We start from the raw sequence: 21,510 nt of genomic DNA, 5'->3' as shown, positions 1-21,510 counted from the left end.
GATGCGCCGAAAGGGTGACTTGCCCGCAAAGACCTGCGCGACCTGTGGCAGGCCTTTCGTGTGGCGGCGGAAATGGGCGCGGGTTTGGGATGAGGTACGCCATTGTTCCGATGCGTGCCGTCGTGCACGCAGGAAAAAGGAGAGACAGAAATGAGCACAAGAGCCTGTGTCGCCGGACGTTCGGGCAACTTGTTCGACGTCATCTGCAAGGCTGTTCCATGTTGACACCGCGGCTTGTATTGGTCTTGGGGGATCAGTTGAGCGTGGACGGCGCTGCGCTGCGGTCGGCTGATCGGCGCCGCGATATCGTGGTGATGGCCGAAGTATTGGCCGAAGCCACAAGTGTGCCACACCATCCCAAAAAGATCGCGTTGATCTTCACCGCGATGCGAAAGTTTGCCGCGCGGCTGGTGGCGGACGGCTGGCGCGTGGCTTACGGCCGGCTGGACGACCCCGAGAATGCCGGCTCGATTCCGGGCGAGTTGCTGCGTCGTGCGGATGAGACTGGTGCAACCGAGGTCATTGCCATCCGACCGGGCGACTGGCGGCTTGCAGCCGCGCTGGAAGAGACTCCGCTGGAGATGCTGCTCCTCGAAGATGATCGGTTCATCTGCTCGACCAAGGAGTTCGCCGCTTGGGCCAAGGGCCGCAAGGCGCTCCGCATGGAGTGGTTTTATCGCGAGATGCGCCGCAAGACGGGCCTTTTGATGGAAGGTGAGCAACCCGCCGGGGGGCGCTGGAACTTCGATGCCGAGAACCGAAAACCGCCCAAATCTGGCCTTGCTTTTCCCGATCCGCCCGCATTTGCGCCAGATGCCACCGTGCGCGCGGTGCTCGACCTGGTGGGGGAGCGCTTTTCCGGCCACTTCGGTACGGTCGAACCTTTCTCACTCCCGACCGACGGCGATCAGGCGCAGAAACTGCTCGAGCATTTTCTGCGCCATGCTCTGCCACGTTTTGGCGATTTTCAGGACGCCATGGTCACCGGGGCCCCGACGATGTTCCATTCTTTGCTTTCGCCAGCTCTCAACCTTGGGCTCCTGTCTCCGCTAGAGGTCTGCCGGGCTGCCGAGGCCGAATGGCGGGCGGGCCGGGCACCGATCAATGCGGTCGAGGGCTTTATCCGACAGATCATCGGCTGGAGGGAATTCATCCGTGGAGTCTGGTGGTTGGAAGGGCCGGGATACATTCACAACAACGTGCTGGCCCATAAACGCAGCCTGCCCAAATTCTACTGGGGGGCACCGACGCGCATGCGCTGCATTGCCGAGGTGGTCGGGCAGACCCGCGAATTCGCCTATGCCCATCACATTCAACGGCTGATGGTGACGGGCAACTTTGCGCTTTTGGCCGGGATTGACCCGGCCGAGGTCCATGAATGGTATCTTGCGGTTTATGCGGATGCTTTTGAATGGGTCGAGGCACCGAATACCCTAGGCATGAGCCAATTCGCCGATGGCGGCGTGGTGGCGTCAAAACCATATGCCTCGTCCGGCGCCTATATTGACCGGATGTCGGACTATTGCGTCGGTTGCGCCTATGACGTCAAAGAAAAGACGGGGCCGAATGCGTGTCCTTTCAACCTTCTCTACTGGCACTTTCTAGACCGTCACCGAGAGCGCTTCGCGCAGAACCCGCGCATGGGGCCGATCTATCGCGGCTGGAACAAACGGGCGCCGGCGACGCGGGCGCAGATCCTTTCCGAGGCTGAAACCTTCCTTGCCCGAATGGAGGCGGGCGACGCGGTCTGAGGCCACGCTCCGGCAAGGGTTGTGTCGTATATTTCTAGAATGGCCAGCGCCAGCGACTTACCGCGCGCACCTGGCTTTACCAGTCCGTGATCGTGAAACAGCCGGGAAGTTCCAGCTTCCAGTGGTCCAAGGTTGGGGAGCCGTGCACAGGGTCTAAGGTGGATGAGATAGCTCTCAGTATCTCGGTCACACCGATACTAGAATCACGGCGTCGACCTACGCTCGGTTCAGTCCCGAGCATCTGCGGAAGGCTGCCAGAGTTCTGGAGTTCGAATAGCAATGAGGTTCAACAAACCTTGGAGCTCTGTCTTGCCAACAAAAAAGGCGCCGCAGGGCGCCTTGAATTATTGGTCGGAGTGAGAGGATTCGAACCTCCGGCCCCTGCCTCCCGAAGACAGTGCTCTACCAGGCTGAGCTACACTCCGACCGTGGCGCGTGATCTATACCCGGCGATTTGAATGTGCAAGAGGGATTCTTGGGGCAATGCGCTCAAAACTCTTCGCCGGACACCGCCGTGGTCAAGGCAAGGGGTCGGTTCGGTACAACCGGATCTTGGTGCCGCCGTGATCGACGACCGGCCCCGGCGCGACCAAGGGCAGGCGCGTCGCTCGCGCCAGCGACTGGTTGCTGGTCACGATTCCGACCCGCCAGCCCGAAAACCGTGCCATTAGCACCTTGCCCAGGCTGCCATAGAGCGACCGAAGGCGTTTTTCGTCGCCGATCCGTGCGCCATAGGGCGGGTTCACGATCACCAGCCCGGCTTGGTCGGCAGGCGGCTTGATGTCGCGGACCGCAGCCTGTCGAAACCGCGTGACCGTATCGACCTCGGCGCGTTGCGCGTTGGCCGTTGCGGTTTCGATCGCGCCCGCATTCCGGTCAGAGCCGTAAAACCGCAGCCCGGTCCCGGCGGCGTCGTGCGGTTGGCGCATCCGGGCCCATTCGGCGGCATCGAACGTCGCAAGATGCTGAAAGGCAAAGTCGCGCGACCGGCCGGGCGGAAGGCCAAGCGCGATTTCGGCCGCCTCGATCACGAAGGTGCCAGACCCGCACATCGGGTCCAGTACCGGCTCGGACCCGTCAAAACCGCATTCGTGCAGGAACATGGCTGCCATCGTCTCGCGCATTGGCGCCTTGGCCACCGCCGCCTTGTGGCCGCGTTTGTGCAGCGGATCGCCCGAGCTGTCGACCGACAGGGTGCAGATGTCCCTCTCGATGCGCACCAGCACCCGCACCGGCGCATCCTGGGCGAGCGGGGCGCCCAGTGTGTCCGAGACCGCGCGTTCGATGCGCTGACGCGCCGCACCGGCGTGGTAGATACGGGATTTGCGGCTGGTGGCCTCGACCCTGACGGGCACGTCCGGGCGCAGCACGTCGCCCCAGGGAAACTTGCGCGCGCGCTTGTCCAACTGGGCCAGATGCACGGCGGGAAAAGACCCCAGCCGGACCAGAACCTTGTTGGCCCCGCGCAGCATCAGGTTGGCCCGCCAGACCTCGGGCCAGCCGCCGCGCAGCAAGACGCCGCCGGGCACTTGCTTCGCACCGGCGAATCCGTTGCGGATGGTCTCGGCCAGCAAGGGCTTTTCCAACCCGGGCGCGGCCACCAGAAAGATTTCAAGCTCGGCTGTGTCCATCCCGGGTGCATACACCAGCGCTTGTGGGCGTGCGACAGGAATTTGCGCGTACCGGGTTTTGGGTATTTCGGCGCTGGATTTCGCAGTTTTTTTTGGTTTCGGTGGCGATTTTGGCGGTAACAGGTTTGCGTTTGGACGCAGTGCCGCGTAAAGGGGCCGTAATCGGAAAGACGCCTGCGGATTTCGGCCGGTCTGCGTTGCTTTTGCGACGGGGCGGGCGGAACTCCGCGCTGTTCAGTGCTCGGATCATCGGGCCTGCATGGCGGGCGCAAGAAAAAGGCTTGGAAGAACGTAGCGACATGCAAACTTTCAAACTGAAAAAAGGGCTGGATCTGCCGATTCTGGGTGCGCCCGAGCAAAGCATCCAGCCGGGTCCGAACTATTCAACCGTGGGCGTTCTGGGTGCCGATTACATCGGTCTGAAACCCCGCATGCTGGTGCAGGAAGGGGACCTCGTCCAGCGTGGCACGCCGCTGTTCTGCCACAAGGACGCGCCCGAGGCGATGATGGTTGCGCCGCTGACCGGCAAGGTCGTGGCCATCAACCGCGGCGCGCGGCGCGTGCTGCAAAGCGTCGTCATCGAAGTGTCGGACCCCAACGACCCCGGTGTTGATTTCTCGGGCGTGGGCGATGCCGAGACCGCGCAGGGCCTCACCGCCAAGCTGTGCGCCGCCGGCCTGTGGACCGCATTCCGCACGCGGCCCTATTCCAAGATGCCGCAGCCGGGCACTCAGCCCGCCGCGATCTTCGTAACCGCCATGGACAGCGAGCCGCTGGCCGCCGATGCCGCGCTGATCATCAACGACGCGGCGGAGGCCTTTTCCGCCGGTCTGGCCGCCGTGGCCAAGCTGACCGAAGGCAAGACCTATCTGTGCCAGAAGGATGGCGATACGATCCCAGGCGCCGATTTGCCGGGCGTCGAGGCCGCGGCCTTCAACGGCCCCCATCCGGCGGGCCTTGCCGGCACGCATATCCATTTCCTCGAACCCGTGACCGCCGAGAAAACCGTCTGGACCATCGGCTATCATGACGTGATTGCCATCGGGCGGCTGCTGCAATCGGGCCATCTGGACCCGAACGTGGTGGTCGCCTTGACCGGTCCCGGCGCGCGTCAGCCGCGTCTGATCCGCACCGTCATGGGGGCCTCGACCGAGGATCTGACACGCGACGAGATCAATGTAGGCGGCGAAGCCCGCGTCATTTCCGGCTCGGTTCTGTCGGGCCGTCACGCCACCGGGCCGTTCGCCTATCTGGGACGCTTTGCGCGTCAGATTTGCATTATCCGCGAGGATCACGACCAGATCCCGATGGGCTGGATCCGTCCGATGCCGTCGAAATACGCGGTGCAGCCGGTTCTGGGCTCGGCCTTTGCCCAAAAGCTGTTCGCCTTCACGTCGAACCTGAACGGCGGTCGCCGCGCCATGGTGCCCATCGGCACCTTCGAAGAACTGATGCCGCAGGATTACCTGCCGACGCAACTGCTGCGGGCGCTGCTGGTGATGGACACCGACACGGCGCAGGCCTTGGGGGCGCTGGAGCTGGACGAAGAGGACATGGGCCTGGTGGGCTTTGCCTGTCCGGCCAAGTACGAATACGGGCTGGCGCTGCGCGACTGCCTGACCAAGATTGAAAAGGAGGGCTGATCCACATGGGTTTGCGCAACTTCTTTGACCGGATCGAGCCGCAATTCACCAAGGGCGGCAAGTACGAGAAGTTCTTCCCCATCTACGAGATGGTGGAAAGCTTCATCTACACTCCGAAAACCGTGACCACCGTGGCGCCGCATGCGCGGTCCTACGTGGATATGAAGCGGATCATGACCTATGTCGTGATCGCAACCATCCCCTGCATCCTGTGGGGCATGTACAACACCGGGTTCCAGGCCAACTCGGCCATCGCGACGCTGGGCCCGGAGTCGGCAACCGGTTGGCGCATCGCCATCCTGCAAACCTTGGGCATTTCGCTGGACCCGTCCAGCATCTTTGCCAACGTGATGCACGGGCTGATGTATTTCCTGCCGATCTATATCGTGACACTGGTCGCCGGCGGCACCTTCGAGGTGATCTTTGCCACCGTGCGTGGGCATGAGGTGAACGAAGGCTTTCTTGTCACCTCGATGCTGTACACGCTGATCATGCCGGCCACCGCGCCGTTGTGGCAGGTGGCGCTGGGGATCATCTTCGGCGTGGTCATCGGCAAGGAAGTGTTTGGTGGCACCGGCAAGAACTTTCTCAACCCTGCGCTGGTGGGGCGGGCCTTCCTGTACTTCGCCTATCCCGCATCCATGTCGGGCGATGCCGTCTGGACCCCGGTAGATGGCTTCTCGGGCGCGACGGCGCTGGCGGTGTCGGCGGCTGACGGGTATCAGGCGCTGGCCGCTCAGGGCATCACCTGGTGGGATGCTTTCTTCGGCACGATCCAGGGCAGCTTTGGCGAGACCTCGACCCTGGCGGCGATGATCGGGCTGGCCTTCCTGCTGATGACCAAGATCGCCAACTACCGCCTGATCGTGGGCTGTCTGGCAGGGACCATCGGCTTTACCCTGCTTCTGAACCTGATCGGGTCAGACACGAACCCGATGTTCGCGATGCCTTGGTACTGGCACGTCGTGCTGGGCGGTTATGCGTTCGGCCTGGCCTTCATGGTGACCGAGCCGGTCTCGGCCAGCCACACCAACATGGGCCGCTATATCTATGGCGCGCTGATCGGTGTCATGGTCGTGCTGATCCGGGTGGTGAACCCGGCCTTCCCCGAAGGCATGATGCTGGCCATCCTGTTCGGCAACGTCTTTGCGCCGCTGATCGACTATTTCGTCGTGCAGGCAAACATCAAACGGAGGGCGCGTCGCCATGTCTGATACGCAATCCCCTGAACCCAAAGGCGCCATCGCGCGGTTCCTGGCGGCCTCGCCGGATTCGGTGGGCAAGACGATCTTCATCGCTGTCGCCGTGTGCCTCGTGGCCTCGATGATCGTGTCGGCCGCCGCGGTCAGCCTGCGCCCGGTGCAAGAAGCGAACAAGCTGAAGGACAAACAGATCAACGTTCTGCAGGTCGCGGGTATCTATGAACCCGGCATCGACGTGGCCCAGGCTTTTGCCGCGTTCGAGCCGCACGTGCTGGACCTGGCGTCGGGTGAATTCGTCGACGACCGTTTCGACCCGGCCACGTTCGACGACATTGCCGCCGCCAGCGACCCAGAGCTGAGCGAACCTCTGGAAAACGACCCTGCCGGGATCGGCCGCAAGGCGAAATACCGCGTGATTTACCTGCTGCGCGACGAGAACGGCGCGCTGGATAAGGTGATCCTGCCGGTCCACGGCTACGGGTTGTGGTCCACACTGTATGGTTTCATCGCGCTGGAAGAGAACGGCAACGACATCTTCGGGCTGCAATTCTATCAGCACGGTGAAACGCCGGGTCTGGGCGCCGAGGTGGACAACCCGCGCTGGAAAGCCCTGTGGAACGGCAAGAAGCTGCGCGACGATGCTGGTGATCTGCAGATCACCGTCGCCAAGACCATGCCCGCCGCAGGGCCTGACTTCTACATCGACGCGCTGGCCGGCGCGACCCTGACCACGGTCGGCGTCGACAACCTGGTGAAATTCTGGATGGGGGACGCGGGCTATGCTCCGTTCCTGACCAAGCTGCAAGCAGGAGAGATCTGATGTCACAGACCAAGAAAGATCTGCTGGTCGACCCGCTTGTCGACAACAACCCGATCACGCTGCAGGTGTTGGGCATCTGCTCGGCGTTGGCGGTAACTTCGTCGCTGCAAGTGGCCTTCGTGATGTCGCTGGCCGTGATGTTCGTGACGGCGTTTTCGTCCTTTTTCATCTCATGCCTGCGCAACCAGATCCCCGGCTCGATCCGGATCATCGTGCAGATGGTCATCATCGCGTCGCTGGTGATCCTGGTCGACCAGATCCTCAAGGCTTATGCCTTCGAGATCTCGAAAACGCTGTCGGTCTTCGTGGGCCTGATCATCACCAACTGCATCGTGATGGGCCGGGCCGAGGCCTTTGCCATGAAGAACCCGCCCGTGGCGTCCTTCATCGACGGTCTGGGCAACGGCATGGGCTATGGCCTGATCCTGATGCTGGTGGGTATTATCCGCGAGCTGTTCGGCTCGGGCTCGTTGTTCGGGGTGACCATTCTGGAGACCGTGAACAACGGCGGCTGGTACGTCCCCAACGGGCTGCTGCTGCTGCCGCCGTCGGCCTTCTTCATCATCGGCTTGATCATCTGGGCCTTCCGCACGTGGAAGCCGAACCAGGTCGAAGAACGTGAATACAAGATCCAGCAGGTAGAGGCGCACTGATGGAAGGGCTCATCTCACTGGCCGTAAAGGCCATCTTCGTCGAAAACCTCGCGCTCAGCTTCTTTCTGGGCATGTGCACCTTCATCGCCGTGTCGAAAAAGATCTCGACGGCGCTGGGTCTGGGGATCTCGGTGATGCTGGTGCAGGCGATCACTGTTCCGGCCAACAACCTGCTGCTGAACTATCTGCTGAAACCGGGCGCGTTGGCCTGGGCCGGATTCCCGGACGTGGACCTGACCTTCCTGGGTCTGATTTCCTATATCGGCGTGATCGCGGCGATGGTGCAGATCCTCGAGATGATCCTCGATAAGTATTTCCCGCCGCTCTACAATGCGCTGGGGATCTTCCTGCCGCTGATCACGGTGAACTGCGCCATCCTGGGCGGCTCGCTGTTCATGGTCGAACGCGACTACAACTTTGCCGAAGCCGCGACCTATGGCCTGTCCTCGGGCTTTGGCTGGGCGCTGGCGATCACCGCCATGGCGGGCGTGCGTGAAAAACTGAAATATTCCGACATCCCCGACGGGCTGCAGGGCCTTGGCATCACCTTCATCACCGCAGGTCTGATGGCGATGGCCTTCATGTCCTTCTCGGGCGTCAAACTGTAAAGGGGCAGGGGCATGGAAACTTTCTCGCTCGGCGTTGTCCTTTTTACCCTGATCGTTCTTGCGCTGGTAGCCATCATTATGGTGGCGCGCTCGCGACTGGTCTCGACAGGCAACGTCAACATCACCATCAACGGTGAGAAAACCGTCTCGGTGCCTGCGGGCGGCAAGCTGCTGCAGACCTTGGCGGCTCAGAAACTCTTCGTTCCGTCGGCCTGCGGTGGCGGCGGCACCTGTGCACAATGTCGGGTGCGGGTTCTGGAAGGCGGCGGGTCGATCCTGCCGACCGAGGAAAGCCACATCACCAAGCGCGAGGCCGCCTGCGGCGACCGTCTGTCGTGCCAGGTGGCCGTCAAGCAGGACATGAAGATCGAGGTTCCCGAAGAGGTATTCGGCGTCAAGAAATGGGAATGCACCGTCCGGTCGAACGACAACGTGGCGACCTTCATCAAGGAGCTGGTGCTGGAGCTGCCCGAAGGCGAGGATGTGAATTTCCGCGCCGGTGGCTACATCCAGATTGCCGCCCCGCCGCACGATGTTGACTACAAGGATTTCGACGTCGCCGAGGAGTACCGCGAGGATTGGGACAAGTTCAATCTGTGGCAGTACAAGTCCACGGTGAGCGAACCGATCGAGCGCGCCTATTCGATGGCGAACTACCCCGAGGAAAAGGGCATCATCATGCTCAACGTGCGGATCGCCTCGCCCCCGCCGGGGTCCGAGGGCATCCCGCCGGGCCAGATGTCGTCCTATATCTTCAACCTGAAACCGGGTGACAAGGTCACGATCTCGGGACCGTTCGGCGAGTTCTTCGCGCGTGACACCGACAAGGAGATGGTGTTCATCGGCGGCGGCGCGGGCATGGCCCCGATGCGCAGCCACATCTTCGACCAGCTCAAGCGGCTGAAGACCAAGCGCAAGATCACCTTCTGGTACGGCGCCCGGTCGCGGCGCGAGATGTTCTATGTCGAGGATTTCGACCAGCTGGCCGCCGAGAACGAGAATTTCGAATGGCACGTCGCCCTGTCGGACCCGCAGCCGGGCGACAACTGGGAGGGCTTCACCGGCTTCATCCACAACGTGCTGTACGAGCAGTACCTCAAGGATCACCCGGCGCCCGAGGACTGCGAATTCTACATGTGTGGTCCGCCGATCATGAACCAGTCGGTCATCAACATGCTGCTGGAACTGGGCGTGGACCGCGAAGACATCATGCTGGACGATTTCGGCGGATGACCAACCTTGAAACCGGCGCCCAGAGCGCCGGTTTTTTCATGCGCCGATGCCGTAATAGTCGCGGTACCACGCCACGAAGGATTTCATTCCGTCCCGAATGTCGGTCTGCGGCTTGAACCCGGTCAGGCGCTGCAGAAGCGAGGTGTCGGCCCAGGTCGCGGGCACGTCGCCCATCTGCATCGGCATGTAGTTGCGAATGGCCTTCTTGCCGACCGCTTCCTCGATCGCCTCTATGAAATCCATCAGCCGGACCTTGTCGGAATTGCCGATATTGACCACCCGGAAGGGTGCGACGGGCGACAGGCTGTCGCCCTCGGCGATATCCGCCTTTGACGCAGGCCGTTCGGGCACTGCATCGATCAGCAGGCGGATGCCGCGCACAAGGTCATCGACATGGGTAAAGTCGCGGTACATCTCGCCGTTGTTGTAGATGTCGATGGGCCGGTCATGCAGGATGGCATCGGTGAACTTGAAATAGGCCAGGTCGGGCCGCCCCCAGTTGCCGTAGACGGTAAAGAAGCGGAACATCGTGGTCGGCAGGTCCCACAGATGGGCATAGGAATGGCCCATCGCCTCGTTCGCCTTCTTGGTGGCGGCATAGATGGTCAGCTGGTGGTCGGCCTTGTCCAGCTCGGAAAACGGCATGTCCTCGTTCGCGCCATAGACCGAGGAGGTGGAGGCCATAAGCAGGTGCTCGACCTTGTGCGTGCGCGCCACTTCCATCACGTTGAACGTGCCCACCACGTTGGAGTCCACGTAGCTGCGCGGATGTTCCAGGCTGTAGCGCACGCCCGCCTGCGCGGCGAGGTGAACGATGATCTCGGGTCGGAATTCCTCGGCGACCTGCATCAGGCGGTCATGGTTTTCCAGCAGGTCCTCGGTTGCGGAAAAGCCAGGCGTCTGCAGCAGCATCTGATGCCGGCGTTGCTTGAGCGTGACGTCGTAGTAGTCGGTCATCCCGTCATAGCCATGCACCCGGAACCCTTCGGACAACAGCAGTCGTGCCAGGTGAAACCCGATGAACCCCGCCGTTCCCGTCACCAATACCCGTTTCATTCAAGCTCCGTCCGCAAACCCCGTGGTCCAACCATCAGGGACCCTTTCGAACGGCCGAGGTCAAGGAGATTTTCGGGGTCGTCAGGGCCGTTGAGCATTGCCGGGCGCGGGTCTTCGGGATAGTCACTGCGGGTGATGATTTTTTCCTGGCTCAAGTCGCTTGTTTCGCGCCCCGGCGGGACGAACCCGTCCGACGCACTGGCCACGCTGGCGCCCGGGCAACGGTTCTACGCCGTGGGTGACATCCATGGGCGGCTGGATCTGCTGCAGCAGATCCTGGGTCAGCTGCAGCAAGACCTGCCAATCGTGTTCGTCGGCGACTATGTCGACCGCGGCGACCACAGCGCCCAGGTCCTGCGCCACCTGCAGCACCTGAGCCAAGCCCGTGACCGGCAGGTGATCTGCTTGCTGGGCAACCACGAAGACCTGCTGCTGCGGTTCCTTCAACGGCCCAGGCGAACCTGTCGATTGTGGATGCACAATGGCGGGCGGCAGACGCTGGCCTCGTTCGGGCTGACGGATCTTGCATTGGACTTGACGCCCGACGACGCGGTGCGCGCCGCCCGACGGCTGGAACAGAAAATGGGGGCGCCGCTGCTTGAGTGGATGCACGCCCGGCCGCTGTGCTGGACGACGGGAAACGTGACCGTCGTGCACGCAGCGTTGAACCCCGGTTCGGACCCCGCCGACCAGGCCCGTGGAACCTGCCTGTGGGGGCATGGAGATTTTCCGGGCAAGCCGCGTTCGGACGGTCAGTGGGTCGTCCACGGCCATACGATCGTGCCGGAACCATGCGTGCGCAACCGGGTGATCTCGATCGACACGGGCGCATTTGCCACGGGTCGGCTGACGGCGGCCGAGATCGGGCCCGGCACGGTCCGGTTCCTGTGCACCGATCCGGTGCAGACCTGACTGCCGGTCAGCCGACGATCATCTGTTTCATGCGCAGGGCTTCGTATTCCAGTTCCTTCAAGCGGAATTGCACCACGTCGCCGATTGTGATGACACCGCACAGATGCCCGTCGCGCAAAACCGGCACGTGGCGGAATCGGCCTTCGGTCATGGTTTTCACCACCTCGATCAGCAGGTCGTCCGGTGTGCAGGTCCGCACCTCGCGCGTCATCAGGTCCTGAACCGACTGAGGCAGGGTCTGGCCCGGCGTATCGGCCATACGGCGCACGATGTCGCGCTCGGACAGGATCCCCTGCAGCGCGCCGTTCTGATCGGTGACCACGACCGCGCCGATGCGCTTGTCCTTCAGGATCTGCACAACCGTATGGATCGTGTCATTGGGTCGAACCGCAATCACGTCTTCGCCCTTGCCTTCCAGCAGCTTCGCCACGGTCGATTGGGTCTGCGACAGATTCGACTCGACCGACTGGCTGTAGGTTGCGCTCTCGGGCTTGTCGCCGCGCGTCGGGGGCTGGTAAGAGCTTGGGGCCATGGGCGGTCTCCTCCTTCACTGGTGCTGTCCTTTCACCTTACCCCAGGATGCGCACCTGTATAGGGTGCAATTTCGCGAAACCCGCGCAACCGCGCCAGACCAAAAGGAAACCCGGGCCGCGTGTCGAACCTGCATCTGACCCCTGCCGTTGCCGCGCTGATTTTTTTCGGGGTGGTGGTCTGTGGCCACAACTTCCGCAAACTGTGGAAAGAGCAGCCCCCGGGCTGGCAGAAGCGCGCTTGGCTGTTCGGTCTGCCGGCGGCGATCGGGCTGCTGGCGCTTGGCTTTCTGCCACTGAAGGTCTGAGGTCGGTTTGACTCTGACCGGGGGCGCTGGCATACGCGCCACGAAACATTACCCGGAGATCACGCGATGCGCCGACTGCTTGCCCTGGCCCTGACCCTGTTCGTCGCTGGCTGCCTGTTCGACAAGGAACCCGAGGTTGTTCGCCTGTCGGGTGAAACCATGGGAACCACCTATCACGTCACCGCAATCGGCGAGGATTTGGACGCGGATGCCCTGTCCGCCGCCGTGGAGGAAACGCTGGCGCAGGTGAACGCGAAGATGTCCAACTGGGACCCGAATTCCGAGGTCTCGGTCTTTTCCGCCTCGGCCAGCACCGACCCGATGCCGGTGTCGAAAGAATTCGCCTATGTAATCGCGGCGGCCAACCAGGTGCACGAACAAAGCGGCGGCGTGTTCGACGTGACGCTTGGCCCGTTGATCGAGCTGTGGGGGTTCGGCCCGCGCAAGCCCGAGGACCCGGTGCCATCGGATGCCGAGATCGCGGCGGCGCTCGAGCAGGTGGGGCAGGCGCGCCTGCTGACGCTGGATGCGCAGGCCGGGACGCTGGCCAAGACACAGCCGGGCGTGGGGATCAACCTGTCGGCCATCGCCAAGGGATACGGGATCGACGCCGTGGCTGAGACGCTGCGCGCGGCGGAGGTCGAGAACTATATGGTCGAGATCGGCGGTGATCTGGTGGCCCGCGGTCAGAACGACAAGGGCGAGGCCTGGCGCATCGGCATCGAAAAGCCCGAAACCGGGTCGCAGACCATCCAATTCATCGTGCCGCTGGACAACCGCGGCATGGCGACCTCGGGCGATTACAAGAATTTTTTCGAACAGGACGGGGTGCGGTATTCGCATATCATCGACCCGACCACTGGACGCCCGATCACCCATCGGACGACCTCGGTCACGGTTCTGGCGGAAAACGCGATGATGGCCGATGCCTGGGCCACCGCGATGCTGGCGCTGGGGCAGGAGCGGGGGCTGAAACTGGCCGATCAGCTGGGTTTGGCGGTGTTTTTCATCTCGCGGGATGTGACAGGCGGCAAAGATGCCTATATCACGGTACAAAGCAGCGCATTCAAGGATGCGCTGGGATCGAACTGAAGGGCGGGCCGGCCGATGAGCACCTTTATCCTCGCGTTTGTTCTGCTGCTGATCATCATGGTCGGCATGTCGCTGGGCGTGATGCTGATGGGCAAGACTATCAAAGGCAGTTGCGGCGGGCTGAACGCGATCTCGGGCGCCGACAAATGCGTGGTGTGCCAAAAGGACGTGGACCCCAACAGCCCCCTGCGTGACAAGCTGCAATGCAAGCGCGCCCGCCGGATGGTGGAACAGATGGAAAGCCAGGGCGAACGGACCTGAATGGCCAAGGCCCGCAACATCCTGTTCATCATGTTCGACCAGCTGCGCTGGGACTACCTGAGCTGTTACGGCCATCCACATCTGCACACGCCCAATATCGACCGTCTGGCCGCGCGCGGCGTGCGGTTCACGCGGGCCTATATCCAGTCGCCGATCTGCGGCAGCTCGCGTATGTCCACCTATACCGGGCGATACGTGCAGTCGCACGGCGCCTCGTGGAACGGCATTCCGCTGAAGGTTGGCGAGCTGACCATGGGCGACCATCTGCGCAAGGCGGGGATGGACTGCTGGCTGGTCGGTAAGACCCATATGCGCGCCGACGCCGAAGGCATGGCCCGGCTGGGCCTGGAGCCCGACAGCCTGATCGGCGCGCGGGTGGCCGAATGCGGCTTTGACGTGTTCGAGCGCGATGACGGGATGCGCCCCGAAGGCCCCGACGGGTTCTATGACCCTGATGGCGCCCGAGCTTATAACGCTTGGCTGGCCGACAAGGGTTACGACAGCGACAACCCCTGGCACGACTTTGCTAATTCCGGTCTGGATGCCGATGGAAACGTGTTGTCGGGCTGGTTTCTGAAAAACGCGCCGCAGGCCGCAAACATCGCCGAGGAGGACAGCGAGACCCCCTATCTGACCACGCGCGGGATGGAGTTCATGGAAACCCATGACGGCCCATGGTGCTGCCACCTGAGCTACATCAAGCCGCACTGGCCCTATATCGTCCCCGAGCCCTATGCCTCGATGTACGGGCCCGAGCATGTTCTGCCGCCCAACCGGTCCGAGACCGAGCGGGCCGAGGCGCATCCCGTGCTGAGCGCCTTCATGCACACCAAGATCGGCCAGACCTTCTGGCGGCAGGATGTGCGCGCGGCGGTGATCCCCGCCTATATGGGCCTGATCAAGCAGGCCGACGACCAGATCGGGCGGTTGCTGGACTGGATGGAGCAGACCGGCCGCATGGACGACACGATGATCGTGCTAACCTCGGACCATGGCGATTTTCTGGGCGATCACTGGATGGGCGAAAAGACGTTCTTCCACGACGCTTCGACCAAGGTGCCGCTGATCATTTACGACCCATCCGAACAGGCCGATGCCACGCGCGGCACCACCTGCGACGCGCTGGTCGAGTCGATCGACCTAGCCCCCACTTTCGTCGAGGTCGCGGGCGTTGCGGTGCCCGACCATATTCTGGAAGGTCATTCCCTTTTGCCCATCCTTCACGGGCAGGCGGCCGAGACCCCGCGCGAATTCGTGATCTGCGAATACGACTATTCGGCCTCGCCCATCGCAGAAACGCTGGGCGTGTCGGTGCGCGACGCGGCGATGTTCATGGTGGCCACGAAAAAGTGGAAGCTGATCCATTGCGAAGGCGGGTTCCGCCCGATCCTGTTCGATCTGGAAAACGACCCCGCCGAGTTGACCGATCTGGGCGACAGCCCGGCCCATGCGGGTGTGATCGCGCAGATGTACTACCACCTGTTCGCTTGGGCACGTCGCCCGTCGCAACGCACCACCCGCTCAGAAGCCGAGCTGGTCGGGATGCGCACCAAAAGTCGCGGCAAGGGCGTGATCCTGGGCGCCTATGACGAAAGCGACGCTCCGCCCGAGCTAACGGTCAAGTATCGCGGCCGCAAGGCGCGGCCCTGGCAGCAGATCAGGAAATAACCCCGCGCGGCGCGGATCGCCGCAAAAGGCGGTTCACGATGCGGCGGGCAGGGGATAGAAGAACGGACAAGAGCAGTTACCGGAGACCCGACATGAGCGCACCCAAACCCGTCGTCCTGTGCATCCTCGATGGCTGGGGCCTGTCCGACGACACACTGGCCAATGCGCCGTATCTGGCCAACACGCCCACATTCGACGCGATCATGTCCAAGGGTCCGCACGCGCGGCTGATCACCCACGGTCCGGATGTGGGCCTGCCCAGCGGGCAGATGGGAAATTCCGAGGTCGGCCACACCAATATCGGGGCCGGGCGGGTCGTGGCTATGGATCTGGGCCAGATCGATCTAGCGATCGAGGACGGCTCGTTCTTCGAAAATGCCGCGCTGCAGGACTTTGTCGCCAAGGTGAAGGCGGCGGGCGGAGCCGCGCATCTGATGGGGCTGGTCTCGGATGGCGGGGTGCATGGGCACTTGAACCATATCGTCGCCGCCGCAAAAGCGATCACCGATGCAGGCGTTCCGGTGGCTCTGCACGCCATCACCGACGGGCGCGACGTGGCCCCGAAATCGGCGCTGGACTTCCTGGCCGAGCTGGAGCGTCGCCTGCCCGCGAACGCGCGCGTCGTCACCGTTTCGGGGCGGTACTATGCCATGGACCGCGACAACCGGTGGGAACGGGTCGGCCGCGCCTATGACGCGATCATCAAAGCGCAGGGCGGGCAGGCTGATACCGCAAGCGCCGCGATTCAGGCCGCCTACGACCGGGGCGAGACCGATGAGTTTATCGCCCCCACGGTTTTGCCCGGCTACGACGGCGTCCGCGACGGTGACGGGTTCTTCTGCCTCAATTTCCGCGCCGACCGCGCGCGTGAGATCCTGCGCGCCATCGGCGAACCCGGATTTGCCGAATTCGACACCGGACCACGCCCGCACCTGTCGGCGCTGCTGGGCATGGTGGAATATTCCGACGGCCACAACGACTACATGACGACCGTGTTCCCCAAGCGCGAGATCGTGAACACGTTGGGCGAATGGGTCGCCAAGCAGGGCCTGCGCCAGTTCCGTCTGGCCGAAACCGAGAAATACCCCCATGTCACGTTCTTCCTGAACGGCGGCAAAGAGACACCCGAGCCCGGCGAGGACCGCTATATGGCCCCGTCGCCCAAGGTGGCGACCTATGACCTGCAGCCCGAGATGTCGGCCGCCGAGGTGACGGACAAATTCGTCGAGGCGATCGAGGACGGATATGACCTGATCGTCGCCAATTACGCCAACCCCGACATGGTGGGCCATACCGGTGACCTGCAGGCCGCGATCAAGGCCTGCGAGGCCGTGGATCAAGGCCTGGCCCGTGTGGTCGCTGCGCTTGAAAAGGCGGGCGGGGCCATGATCGTGACCGCCGATCATGGCAACTGCGAAACCATGATCGACCCCGAAACCGGCGGCCCGCATACCGCCCATACCCTGAACCCGGTACCTGTGGCACTGGTTGGCGGACCCGAGGGCGCAACCCTGCGCGAAGGTCGCCTGTCCGATCTGGCCCCCACGGTGCTGGACCTGATGGGCCTACCCAAGCCGCTGGAAATGACGGGTCAGAGCCTGCTGTCATGAGGCTGCGCGCGCTTCTTCTGGCGGCTCTGATGGCGGGGCAGGCGGCCCGGGCCGCGCCGGACCCCGCGCAGGCGGCGCTGGATGCGGCGCAGATGCTGGAACAGGCCTCGATCGCGCTGACCGAGGCCGAAACCGCCCGCGACCGTGTGCGCGCCCTGACCGAGACGATCCAAGCCTACGAAGCCGGGCTGGCCGCCATGCGCGACGGGCTGCGCCGGGCGGCTTTACGCGAAAGCCAGCTGACCGCCGAGCTGAACGCGCGCGAACGCGAAATCCGCCAGTTGCTGGGCGTGCTGCAAACCATCGAAACCACGGCGCCTCCGGTTCTGATGCTGCACCCGGCCGGGCCGCTGGGGGCGGCGCGCACCGGGATGATGCTGTCCGAGGTCACCCCCGGCCTGAATGCTAAGGCCCGGGCGCTGGCCCGCGATCTGGACGAGGTTCAGACCCTGCGCCGACTGCAGCAAAGCGCGGCGCAAACTTTGACCGAAGGGTTGGAGCAGGTGCAGGATGCCCGCACGCGGCTGAGCGAAGCCATCGCCGACCGTACCAACCTGCCGCGCCGTTTTGTCGAAGATCCGGTGCGCACCGCGATTCTGATCTCGTCCACCGAAACATTGGACGGGTTCGCCAGCGGTCTGGCCGAGATCTCGGCCGGTGAAATTGCCGAAACCGATGCTGATATTTCGGATCGCAAGGGCCGGATCCCGCTGCCGACGCAGGGCGTTCTGGTGCACCGGTCGGGGGAAACCGATGCGGCCGGCGTCACCCGGCCCGGCCTTGTTCTGGCCACCCGGCCGCGTGCCTTGGTAGTGTCGCCCACGGCCGCCACGATTCGCTATCGCGGGCCGCTGCTGGACCTTGGCAACCTGATCATCCTGGAACCGCAGCCGGGGCTTCTTTTCGTGTTCTCGGGCCTTCAGGAGGTTTATGGCGAACCCGGGCAGGTGATCCCCGAGGGCTCTCCGGTGGGGTTGATGCCGGGGAATCTGCCGGAAATCGGCGCGATTTTGTCAACAAGCGGTGATGGCACTGGAACTGATCGGTCAGAAACGCTCTATATAGAGGTCAGAGAGAACAACAGGCCCGTTGATCCGGAAACATGGTTCCGGACGCACAAGGATGGATAGACGCGCATGAAACGATTCGTGATGGCCGGTCTGGCCGGAACCCTGGCAGGGATCATCGCCACAACCCAGATCGCCGGGCCGCTGCTGGCGCAGGAGGCCGCAAACAAGGCCAGCGTGTACGAGCAGCTGGACCTGTTCGGTGACATTTTCGAGCGCATCCGTGCCCAGTATGTCGAAGAGGTCGCGCCCGAAGACCTGATCGAGGCGGCGATCGACGGGATGCTGACCTCGCTGGATCCGCATTCCAGCTATCTGTCGCCCGACGACGCCGAACAGATGCGCGTGCAAACCCGCGGCGAGTTCGGCGGGCTGGGCATCGAGGTCACGCAGGAGGACGGGTTCGTCAAGGTTGTCTCGCCCATCGACGGCACCCCGGCGGATGAGGCGGGCATCGAGGCCGGCGATTTCATCACCCATGTCGATGGCGAAAGCATCTTGGGCCTGACGCTGGACAAGGCGGTCGATCTGATGCGCGGCCCTGTGGGGTCGGAGATCGTGATCACCGTGGTGCGCGAAGGCGAGCCCGATCCGTTCGACGTGACCATCATCCGCGACACGATCAAGCTGACCGCCGTCCGCGCGCGCACCGAAGGTCAAAGCGTGGTCCTGCGCGTGACCACCTTCAACGACCAGACCTATCCGAACCTGAAGGAGGGTCTGGAGAAACAGATCGCCGAGGCCGGCGGCATCGACAAGATCAACGGCGTCGTGCTGGACCTGCGCAACAACCCGGGCGGCCTGCTGACCCAGGCGATCAAGGTCTCGGACGCGTTCCTGAACGAAGGTGAGATAGTCTCGACCCGTGGCCGCAACCCCGAAGATGGGGAACGGTTCAACGCCACGCCCGGTGACCTGGCCGAGGGCAAGCCGATCGTCGTGCTGATCAATGGCGGTTCGGCCTCGGCGTCGGAAATCGTCGCGGGCGCCCTGCAGGATCATCGCCGGGCCATCGTCGTCGGCACCAAGAGCTTCGGCAAGGGGTCTGTCCAGACGGTGATGCCGCTGCGGGGGGATGGCGCGATGCGCCTGACCACGTCGCGGTACTACACGCCGTCGGGCCGCTCGATCCAGGCGCTGGGTGTCAGCCCGGACATCATCGTGGAACAGCCGCGCAACCGACCCGAAGAGGACGAGGACGAAGAGGCGGCCGCCCGCACCCGGTCCGAGGCCGATCTGCGCGGAAGCCTGAATAATGACAGCCTGACCGAGGACGAGAACCGCCAGATCGAAGAAGACCGCGCCAAGGCCGAGGCGACAGCGGAACTTCGCAAGCAGGATTATCAACTGGCCTATGCCATCGACATCCTGAAGGGTTTGTCCGCGTTCAACCCGACCGCCCGCGCCTCGCAGTAACGACCGGGCATCGAACAGCACGGGTCGCGCCGGGCGCGGCCCGTTTTCGTGTCGTCAGCTTTCAACCTTGTGCAGTTTCTTTTCGTCCAGCAACAGGGCAAGGATGATGCCCATCGAAACCGACAGGGTGGCAAACACGAAAGCCATGTTCATTCCCGTATCGAATGCCGTGGCAATGGCGGATTTGACCGTCTCGGCCTGGTCTGCATCCAGCTTGCCCATGATGGCCTGTGCCGTCCGGGTTGTCAGGGTGCCGCCATTGATCGCCTTCTGATCGGCGGCCGGCATGTCGATGCCCGCCTTGGCGAGCTGAGTGCCGAGGCTGGACAGGCTGGTCGTGTACATGATCGCGGTGGCAACCGCGACCGAAACCGCGCCATAGACCAGATGTGCCATGAAGCTCAGGCCCCCGACCAGCCCGGCGCGCTCGGGCCGGACAGCACACACGGCGGCCGTACCAGAAGGCCCGACCGTCAGCGTGGCCCCCAATCCGATCAGGGCCATGCCCGGCAGGATCTGCAGGTATCCCAGGCTCATCGGCAGGATGACGATGCTGGCGGCGCCGGTCGTGGCCGACAGGTAGCCCCAGAACATGAGCCGCTTGGGGCCAAAGTCGTTGTACAGCGTGCCCGACACGATCGAACCGACGGCCAGCAGGACAGTCAGAGGCGCCAGGCCCAAGGCGGATTCGAAAGCCGACCAGCCCAGGACCTTTTGCATGTATTGCGGAAAATACAGCAGCCCGACAAAGGCGGCCGAGACATTGAACATGTTCAGCCCCAGCGTGATCCGGAATTGCGGGTTGTGCATCATCTGCGGCAGCAGCAGCGGTTGGCGCACACGATTTTCGACCCTCGAAAACAGCCCCAACAGCACCGCGCTGACGAAAAACACCGCCAGCAACGGAACCGAGAGCCACCCCCAGTCGGCCCCGACATCCAACCCGTACAGCAACAGCAGAACCGCCATCGACAAAATGCCCATTCCGGCAAAGTCGATGTGTTCGCCGTTCTTGTGATCGGTCTCGCGCGGGATCAGCGTCAGCGTGGTGCCCATCGAGACGGTCGAAAACACCACATTGGCGAGGAAGAACAGGCGCCAGTCCCCCAGATTGACGACGAACCCGCTGATCATCGGGCCAAAGACATTGCCGCTGGTGACGCCGGCCAGGATCAGGCCCATCACCAGCGCGCGGTGTTCGTCTCGCGAGACCTTGGTGGCGCCTAGGGCCAGGGTGCATGGCCAGACGCACCCGGCACCCACCCCCTGCAACGCTCGGGCACCGATCAGAAAATCCAGGTTCGGTGCGACGAGGCACAGAATCGACGAAAACAGAAACACCGACAGACCGATCAGCATGACCTTGCGGTGGCCGTACAGGTCTCCCAGCCGCCCGCCCGCGACCATGGTCATGGCAAAGAACAGGGCATAGATGTTCAGAACCCATTGGGTGCTGGTGATGTCGGCGTCGAAGGAATTCTCGATCGCGGGCACCAGCATCAGAGCACCGGTGAAGTCGATCCCGATGCCGAAGGCGGTCACCATCAACGCGATGACCTTGATGATGCTGTCGCGTTCCATGACGCATCCCGGCCGTTTCGAATGCCCCATCAAGCCACAAATCCCGTCAAATTGACAGGTCGCAGTTGGAGTCGGCCCGTGCGGCCCGGCGGATCGGGGTGGCGCTACCCCTGGTTCATTCTGCGCACGACGCGTTTCAGCATGTCCAACTCGGCCCGCAGCAGTTCAAGCTCGGTCCGGATGTCGCCCGAGGCCGGCGCCCCGGATATCACCGAAAAGTCGCCCAGTTTCGACTGGCGCTCGCAGTCCCAGATGGTGACGCAATGCACCCCGTCCGACAGCAGGGCCGGCGGTACGGGAACCCGTAGCATCCAGCCCGCGTCGTTCGGAGTGACCTCGACGCCCGGCAGCGCCTCGCCCAGATACCGGGCCTCGACCCGGGGTTCCGATGCGGCGGTCAGTTGCCCCTCCCAGAGGGCGTTTTCGAACCGGATCGGTACAAGCTTTGCATGGGTCATGTCGGTGTCC

At 63.2% G+C, this 21,510-nt stretch carries 21 protein-coding genes and 1 tRNA gene; 16 read left to right on the top strand and 6 right to left on the bottom strand.

The window, feature by feature from the left end; all coding sequences use genetic code 11:
- Position 1: 1 nt before the first annotated feature.
- The gene (locus AC2FME_RS03155; protein WP_496682710.1) at positions 2-154 is read left to right on the top strand and encodes a DUF2256 domain-containing protein; all 153 of its coding nucleotides are present in this window, start codon (positions 2-4) and stop codon (positions 152-154) included.
- A gap of 67 nt (positions 155-221) precedes the next feature.
- Positions 222-1,751 carry a cryptochrome/photolyase family protein gene (locus AC2FME_RS03150; RefSeq protein ID WP_496799597.1) on the top strand — a complete coding sequence of 510 codons (1,530 nt, stop codon included), beginning with the start codon at positions 222-224 and terminating at the stop codon, positions 1,749-1,751.
- Between the two features lie 348 nt (positions 1,752-2,099).
- Here the strand turns inward: AC2FME_RS03150 and AC2FME_RS03145 are convergent.
- Positions 2,100-2,176 (bottom strand) — tRNA-Pro (locus tag AC2FME_RS03145).
- Positions 2,177-2,269: 93 nt separating this feature from the next.
- Positions 2,270-3,382: a THUMP domain-containing class I SAM-dependent RNA methyltransferase gene (locus AC2FME_RS03140; protein ID WP_496799596.1), complete on the bottom strand. Its 1,113-nt coding sequence runs from the start codon at positions 3,380-3,382 to the stop codon at positions 2,270-2,272.
- A gap of 299 nt (positions 3,383-3,681) precedes the next feature.
- Here AC2FME_RS03140 and AC2FME_RS03135 point away from each other — a divergent pair, with 299 nt between their 5' ends.
- The 6 genes from AC2FME_RS03135 to nqrF are packed head-to-tail and all read left to right on the top strand — an operon-like array spanning position 3,682 to position 9,541.
- Entirely contained in the window at positions 3,682-5,025 is a 1,344-nt protein-coding gene (locus AC2FME_RS03135; RefSeq protein WP_496799595.1) for a Na(+)-translocating NADH-quinone reductase subunit A, read from the top strand.
- Between the two features lie 5 nt (positions 5,026-5,030).
- The gene (locus AC2FME_RS03130) at positions 5,031-6,239 is read left to right on the top strand and encodes an NADH:ubiquinone reductase (Na(+)-transporting) subunit B (RefSeq protein ID WP_496799594.1); all 1,209 of its coding nucleotides are present in this window, start codon (positions 5,031-5,033) and stop codon (positions 6,237-6,239) included.
- Positions 6,232-7,047 (top strand): Na(+)-translocating NADH-quinone reductase subunit C, encoded by an 816-nt coding sequence (locus tag AC2FME_RS03125; protein WP_496799039.1) that lies wholly within the window; start codon positions 6,232-6,234, stop codon positions 7,045-7,047. Before AC2FME_RS03130 ends, AC2FME_RS03125 begins: the two co-directional genes overlap by 8 nt.
- Entirely contained in the window at positions 7,047-7,700 is a 654-nt protein-coding gene (locus AC2FME_RS03120) for an NADH:ubiquinone reductase (Na(+)-transporting) subunit D (protein WP_093963366.1), read from the top strand. Before AC2FME_RS03125 ends, AC2FME_RS03120 begins: the two co-directional genes overlap by 1 nt.
- Positions 7,700-8,308: an NADH:ubiquinone reductase (Na(+)-transporting) subunit E gene (gene nqrE / locus AC2FME_RS03115; RefSeq protein ID WP_170453916.1), complete on the top strand. Its 609-nt coding sequence runs from the start codon at positions 7,700-7,702 to the stop codon at positions 8,306-8,308. Before AC2FME_RS03120 ends, nqrE begins: the two co-directional genes overlap by 1 nt.
- 12 nt (positions 8,309-8,320) lie before the next feature.
- A complete protein-coding gene (nqrF, locus tag AC2FME_RS03110; protein ID WP_496685462.1) occupies positions 8,321-9,541 on the top strand; it encodes an NADH:ubiquinone reductase (Na(+)-transporting) subunit F in 1,221 nt (406 codons plus the stop codon).
- A 36-nt stretch (positions 9,542-9,577) separates the two neighbouring features.
- Here nqrF and AC2FME_RS03105 read toward each other — a convergent pair whose 3' ends face one another.
- The gene (locus AC2FME_RS03105) at positions 9,578-10,597 is read right to left on the bottom strand and encodes an NAD-dependent epimerase/dehydratase family protein (RefSeq protein ID WP_496682669.1); all 1,020 of its coding nucleotides are present in this window, start codon (positions 10,595-10,597) and stop codon (positions 9,578-9,580) included.
- A gap of 135 nt (positions 10,598-10,732) precedes the next feature.
- On the opposite strand from AC2FME_RS03105, the gene AC2FME_RS03100 reads away from it, so the two are divergent.
- Positions 10,733-11,509 (top strand): metallophosphoesterase, encoded by a 777-nt coding sequence (locus tag AC2FME_RS03100; protein ID WP_496799742.1) that lies wholly within the window; start codon positions 10,733-10,735, stop codon positions 11,507-11,509.
- A 7-nt stretch (positions 11,510-11,516) separates the two neighbouring features.
- Here AC2FME_RS03100 and AC2FME_RS03095 read toward each other — a convergent pair whose 3' ends face one another.
- A complete protein-coding gene (locus AC2FME_RS03095) occupies positions 11,517-12,041 on the bottom strand; it encodes a CBS domain-containing protein (RefSeq protein ID WP_496799593.1) in 525 nt (174 codons plus the stop codon).
- A 120-nt stretch (positions 12,042-12,161) separates the two neighbouring features.
- On the opposite strand from AC2FME_RS03095, the gene AC2FME_RS03090 reads away from it, so the two are divergent.
- From AC2FME_RS03090 to AC2FME_RS03060, 7 genes are all read left to right on the top strand, one after another.
- On the top strand, positions 12,162-12,347 hold the full coding sequence (locus AC2FME_RS03090; protein ID WP_149776649.1) for a hypothetical protein: 186 nt from the start codon (positions 12,162-12,164) through the stop codon (positions 12,345-12,347).
- Between the two features lie 66 nt (positions 12,348-12,413).
- Positions 12,414-13,439, top strand: a complete 1,026-nt coding sequence (locus AC2FME_RS03085; protein ID WP_496799592.1) for an FAD:protein FMN transferase — start codon at positions 12,414-12,416, stop codon at positions 13,437-13,439.
- Positions 13,440-13,454: 15 nt separating this feature from the next.
- Positions 13,455-13,700, top strand: coding sequence for a (Na+)-NQR maturation NqrM (gene nqrM, locus AC2FME_RS03080; protein WP_170599965.1), 246 nt, complete (start codon positions 13,455-13,457; stop codon positions 13,698-13,700).
- Positions 13,701-15,368: an alkaline phosphatase family protein gene (locus tag AC2FME_RS03075; RefSeq protein ID WP_496799591.1), complete on the top strand. Its 1,668-nt coding sequence runs from the start codon at positions 13,701-13,703 to the stop codon at positions 15,366-15,368. It abuts the gene before it with no gap.
- A 92-nt stretch (positions 15,369-15,460) separates the two neighbouring features.
- On the top strand, positions 15,461-16,978 hold the full coding sequence (gene gpmI / locus AC2FME_RS03070; protein WP_496799590.1) for a 2,3-bisphosphoglycerate-independent phosphoglycerate mutase: 1,518 nt from the start codon (positions 15,461-15,463) through the stop codon (positions 16,976-16,978).
- Positions 16,975-18,108, top strand: a complete 1,134-nt coding sequence (locus AC2FME_RS03065; RefSeq protein WP_496742556.1) for a murein hydrolase activator EnvC family protein — start codon at positions 16,975-16,977, stop codon at positions 18,106-18,108. The genes gpmI and AC2FME_RS03065 overlap by 4 nt, the downstream gene beginning before the upstream one ends.
- A 6-nt stretch (positions 18,109-18,114) precedes the next feature.
- Complete coding sequence (locus AC2FME_RS03060; RefSeq protein WP_496685472.1) at positions 18,115-19,461, top strand: S41 family peptidase; 1,347 nt, start codon at positions 18,115-18,117, stop codon at positions 19,459-19,461.
- A gap of 54 nt (positions 19,462-19,515) precedes the next feature.
- Here AC2FME_RS03060 and AC2FME_RS03055 read toward each other — a convergent pair whose 3' ends face one another.
- Together AC2FME_RS03055 and AC2FME_RS03050 are read right to left on the bottom strand one after the other, a co-directional pair.
- Positions 19,516-21,042: an MFS transporter gene (locus AC2FME_RS03055; RefSeq protein ID WP_496799589.1), complete on the bottom strand. Its 1,527-nt coding sequence runs from the start codon at positions 21,040-21,042 to the stop codon at positions 19,516-19,518.
- A gap of 104 nt (positions 21,043-21,146) precedes the next feature.
- Complete coding sequence (locus AC2FME_RS03050) at positions 21,147-21,500, bottom strand: hypothetical protein (RefSeq protein ID WP_496799588.1); 354 nt, start codon at positions 21,498-21,500, stop codon at positions 21,147-21,149.
- Positions 21,501-21,510 lie beyond the last annotated feature (10 nt).

The sequence above is a fragment of the Ruegeria sp. BHSC026 genome, from assembly GCF_059613065.1.
The sequence above is the reverse complement of the archived record's forward strand: the minus strand, read 5'-3'. Positions and strand labels throughout refer to the sequence as shown.

Excerpts from the sequence above, each read along its gene's own strand:
- AC2FME_RS03155 (WP_496682710.1), top strand. The coding sequence starts at position 2 with ATGCGCCGAAAGGGTGACTTGCCCGCAAAGACCTGCGCGACCTGTGGC.
- AC2FME_RS03140 (WP_496799596.1), bottom strand. The coding sequence starts at position 3,382 with ATGGACACAGCCGAGCTTGAAATCTTTCTGGTGGCCGCGCCCGGGTTG.
- AC2FME_RS03135 (WP_496799595.1), top strand. The coding sequence starts at position 3,682 with ATGCAAACTTTCAAACTGAAAAAAGGGCTGGATCTGCCGATTCTGGGT.
- AC2FME_RS03130 (WP_496799594.1), top strand. The coding sequence starts at position 5,031 with ATGGGTTTGCGCAACTTCTTTGACCGGATCGAGCCGCAATTCACCAAG.
- AC2FME_RS03125 (WP_496799039.1), top strand. The coding sequence starts at position 6,232 with ATGTCTGATACGCAATCCCCTGAACCCAAAGGCGCCATCGCGCGGTTC.
- AC2FME_RS03120 (WP_093963366.1), top strand. The coding sequence starts at position 7,047 with ATGTCACAGACCAAGAAAGATCTGCTGGTCGACCCGCTTGTCGACAAC.
- nqrE (WP_170453916.1), top strand. The coding sequence starts at position 7,700 with ATGGAAGGGCTCATCTCACTGGCCGTAAAGGCCATCTTCGTCGAAAAC.
- nqrF (WP_496685462.1), top strand. The coding sequence starts at position 8,321 with ATGGAAACTTTCTCGCTCGGCGTTGTCCTTTTTACCCTGATCGTTCTT.
- AC2FME_RS03105 (WP_496682669.1), bottom strand. The coding sequence starts at position 10,597 with ATGAAACGGGTATTGGTGACGGGAACGGCGGGGTTCATCGGGTTTCAC.
- AC2FME_RS03100 (WP_496799742.1), top strand. The coding sequence starts at position 10,733 with ATGATTTTTTCCTGGCTCAAGTCGCTTGTTTCGCGCCCCGGCGGGACG.
- AC2FME_RS03095 (WP_496799593.1), bottom strand. The coding sequence starts at position 12,041 with ATGGCCCCAAGCTCTTACCAGCCCCCGACGCGCGGCGACAAGCCCGAG.
- AC2FME_RS03085 (WP_496799592.1), top strand. The coding sequence starts at position 12,414 with ATGCGCCGACTGCTTGCCCTGGCCCTGACCCTGTTCGTCGCTGGCTGC.
- nqrM (WP_170599965.1), top strand. The coding sequence starts at position 13,455 with ATGAGCACCTTTATCCTCGCGTTTGTTCTGCTGCTGATCATCATGGTC.
- AC2FME_RS03075 (WP_496799591.1), top strand. The coding sequence starts at position 13,701 with ATGGCCAAGGCCCGCAACATCCTGTTCATCATGTTCGACCAGCTGCGC.
- gpmI (WP_496799590.1), top strand. The coding sequence starts at position 15,461 with ATGAGCGCACCCAAACCCGTCGTCCTGTGCATCCTCGATGGCTGGGGC.
- AC2FME_RS03065 (WP_496742556.1), top strand. The coding sequence starts at position 16,975 with ATGAGGCTGCGCGCGCTTCTTCTGGCGGCTCTGATGGCGGGGCAGGCG.
- AC2FME_RS03060 (WP_496685472.1), top strand. The coding sequence starts at position 18,115 with ATGAAACGATTCGTGATGGCCGGTCTGGCCGGAACCCTGGCAGGGATC.
- AC2FME_RS03055 (WP_496799589.1), bottom strand. The coding sequence starts at position 21,042 with ATGGAACGCGACAGCATCATCAAGGTCATCGCGTTGATGGTGACCGCC.
- AC2FME_RS03050 (WP_496799588.1), bottom strand. The coding sequence starts at position 21,500 with ATGACCCATGCAAAGCTTGTACCGATCCGGTTCGAAAACGCCCTCTGG.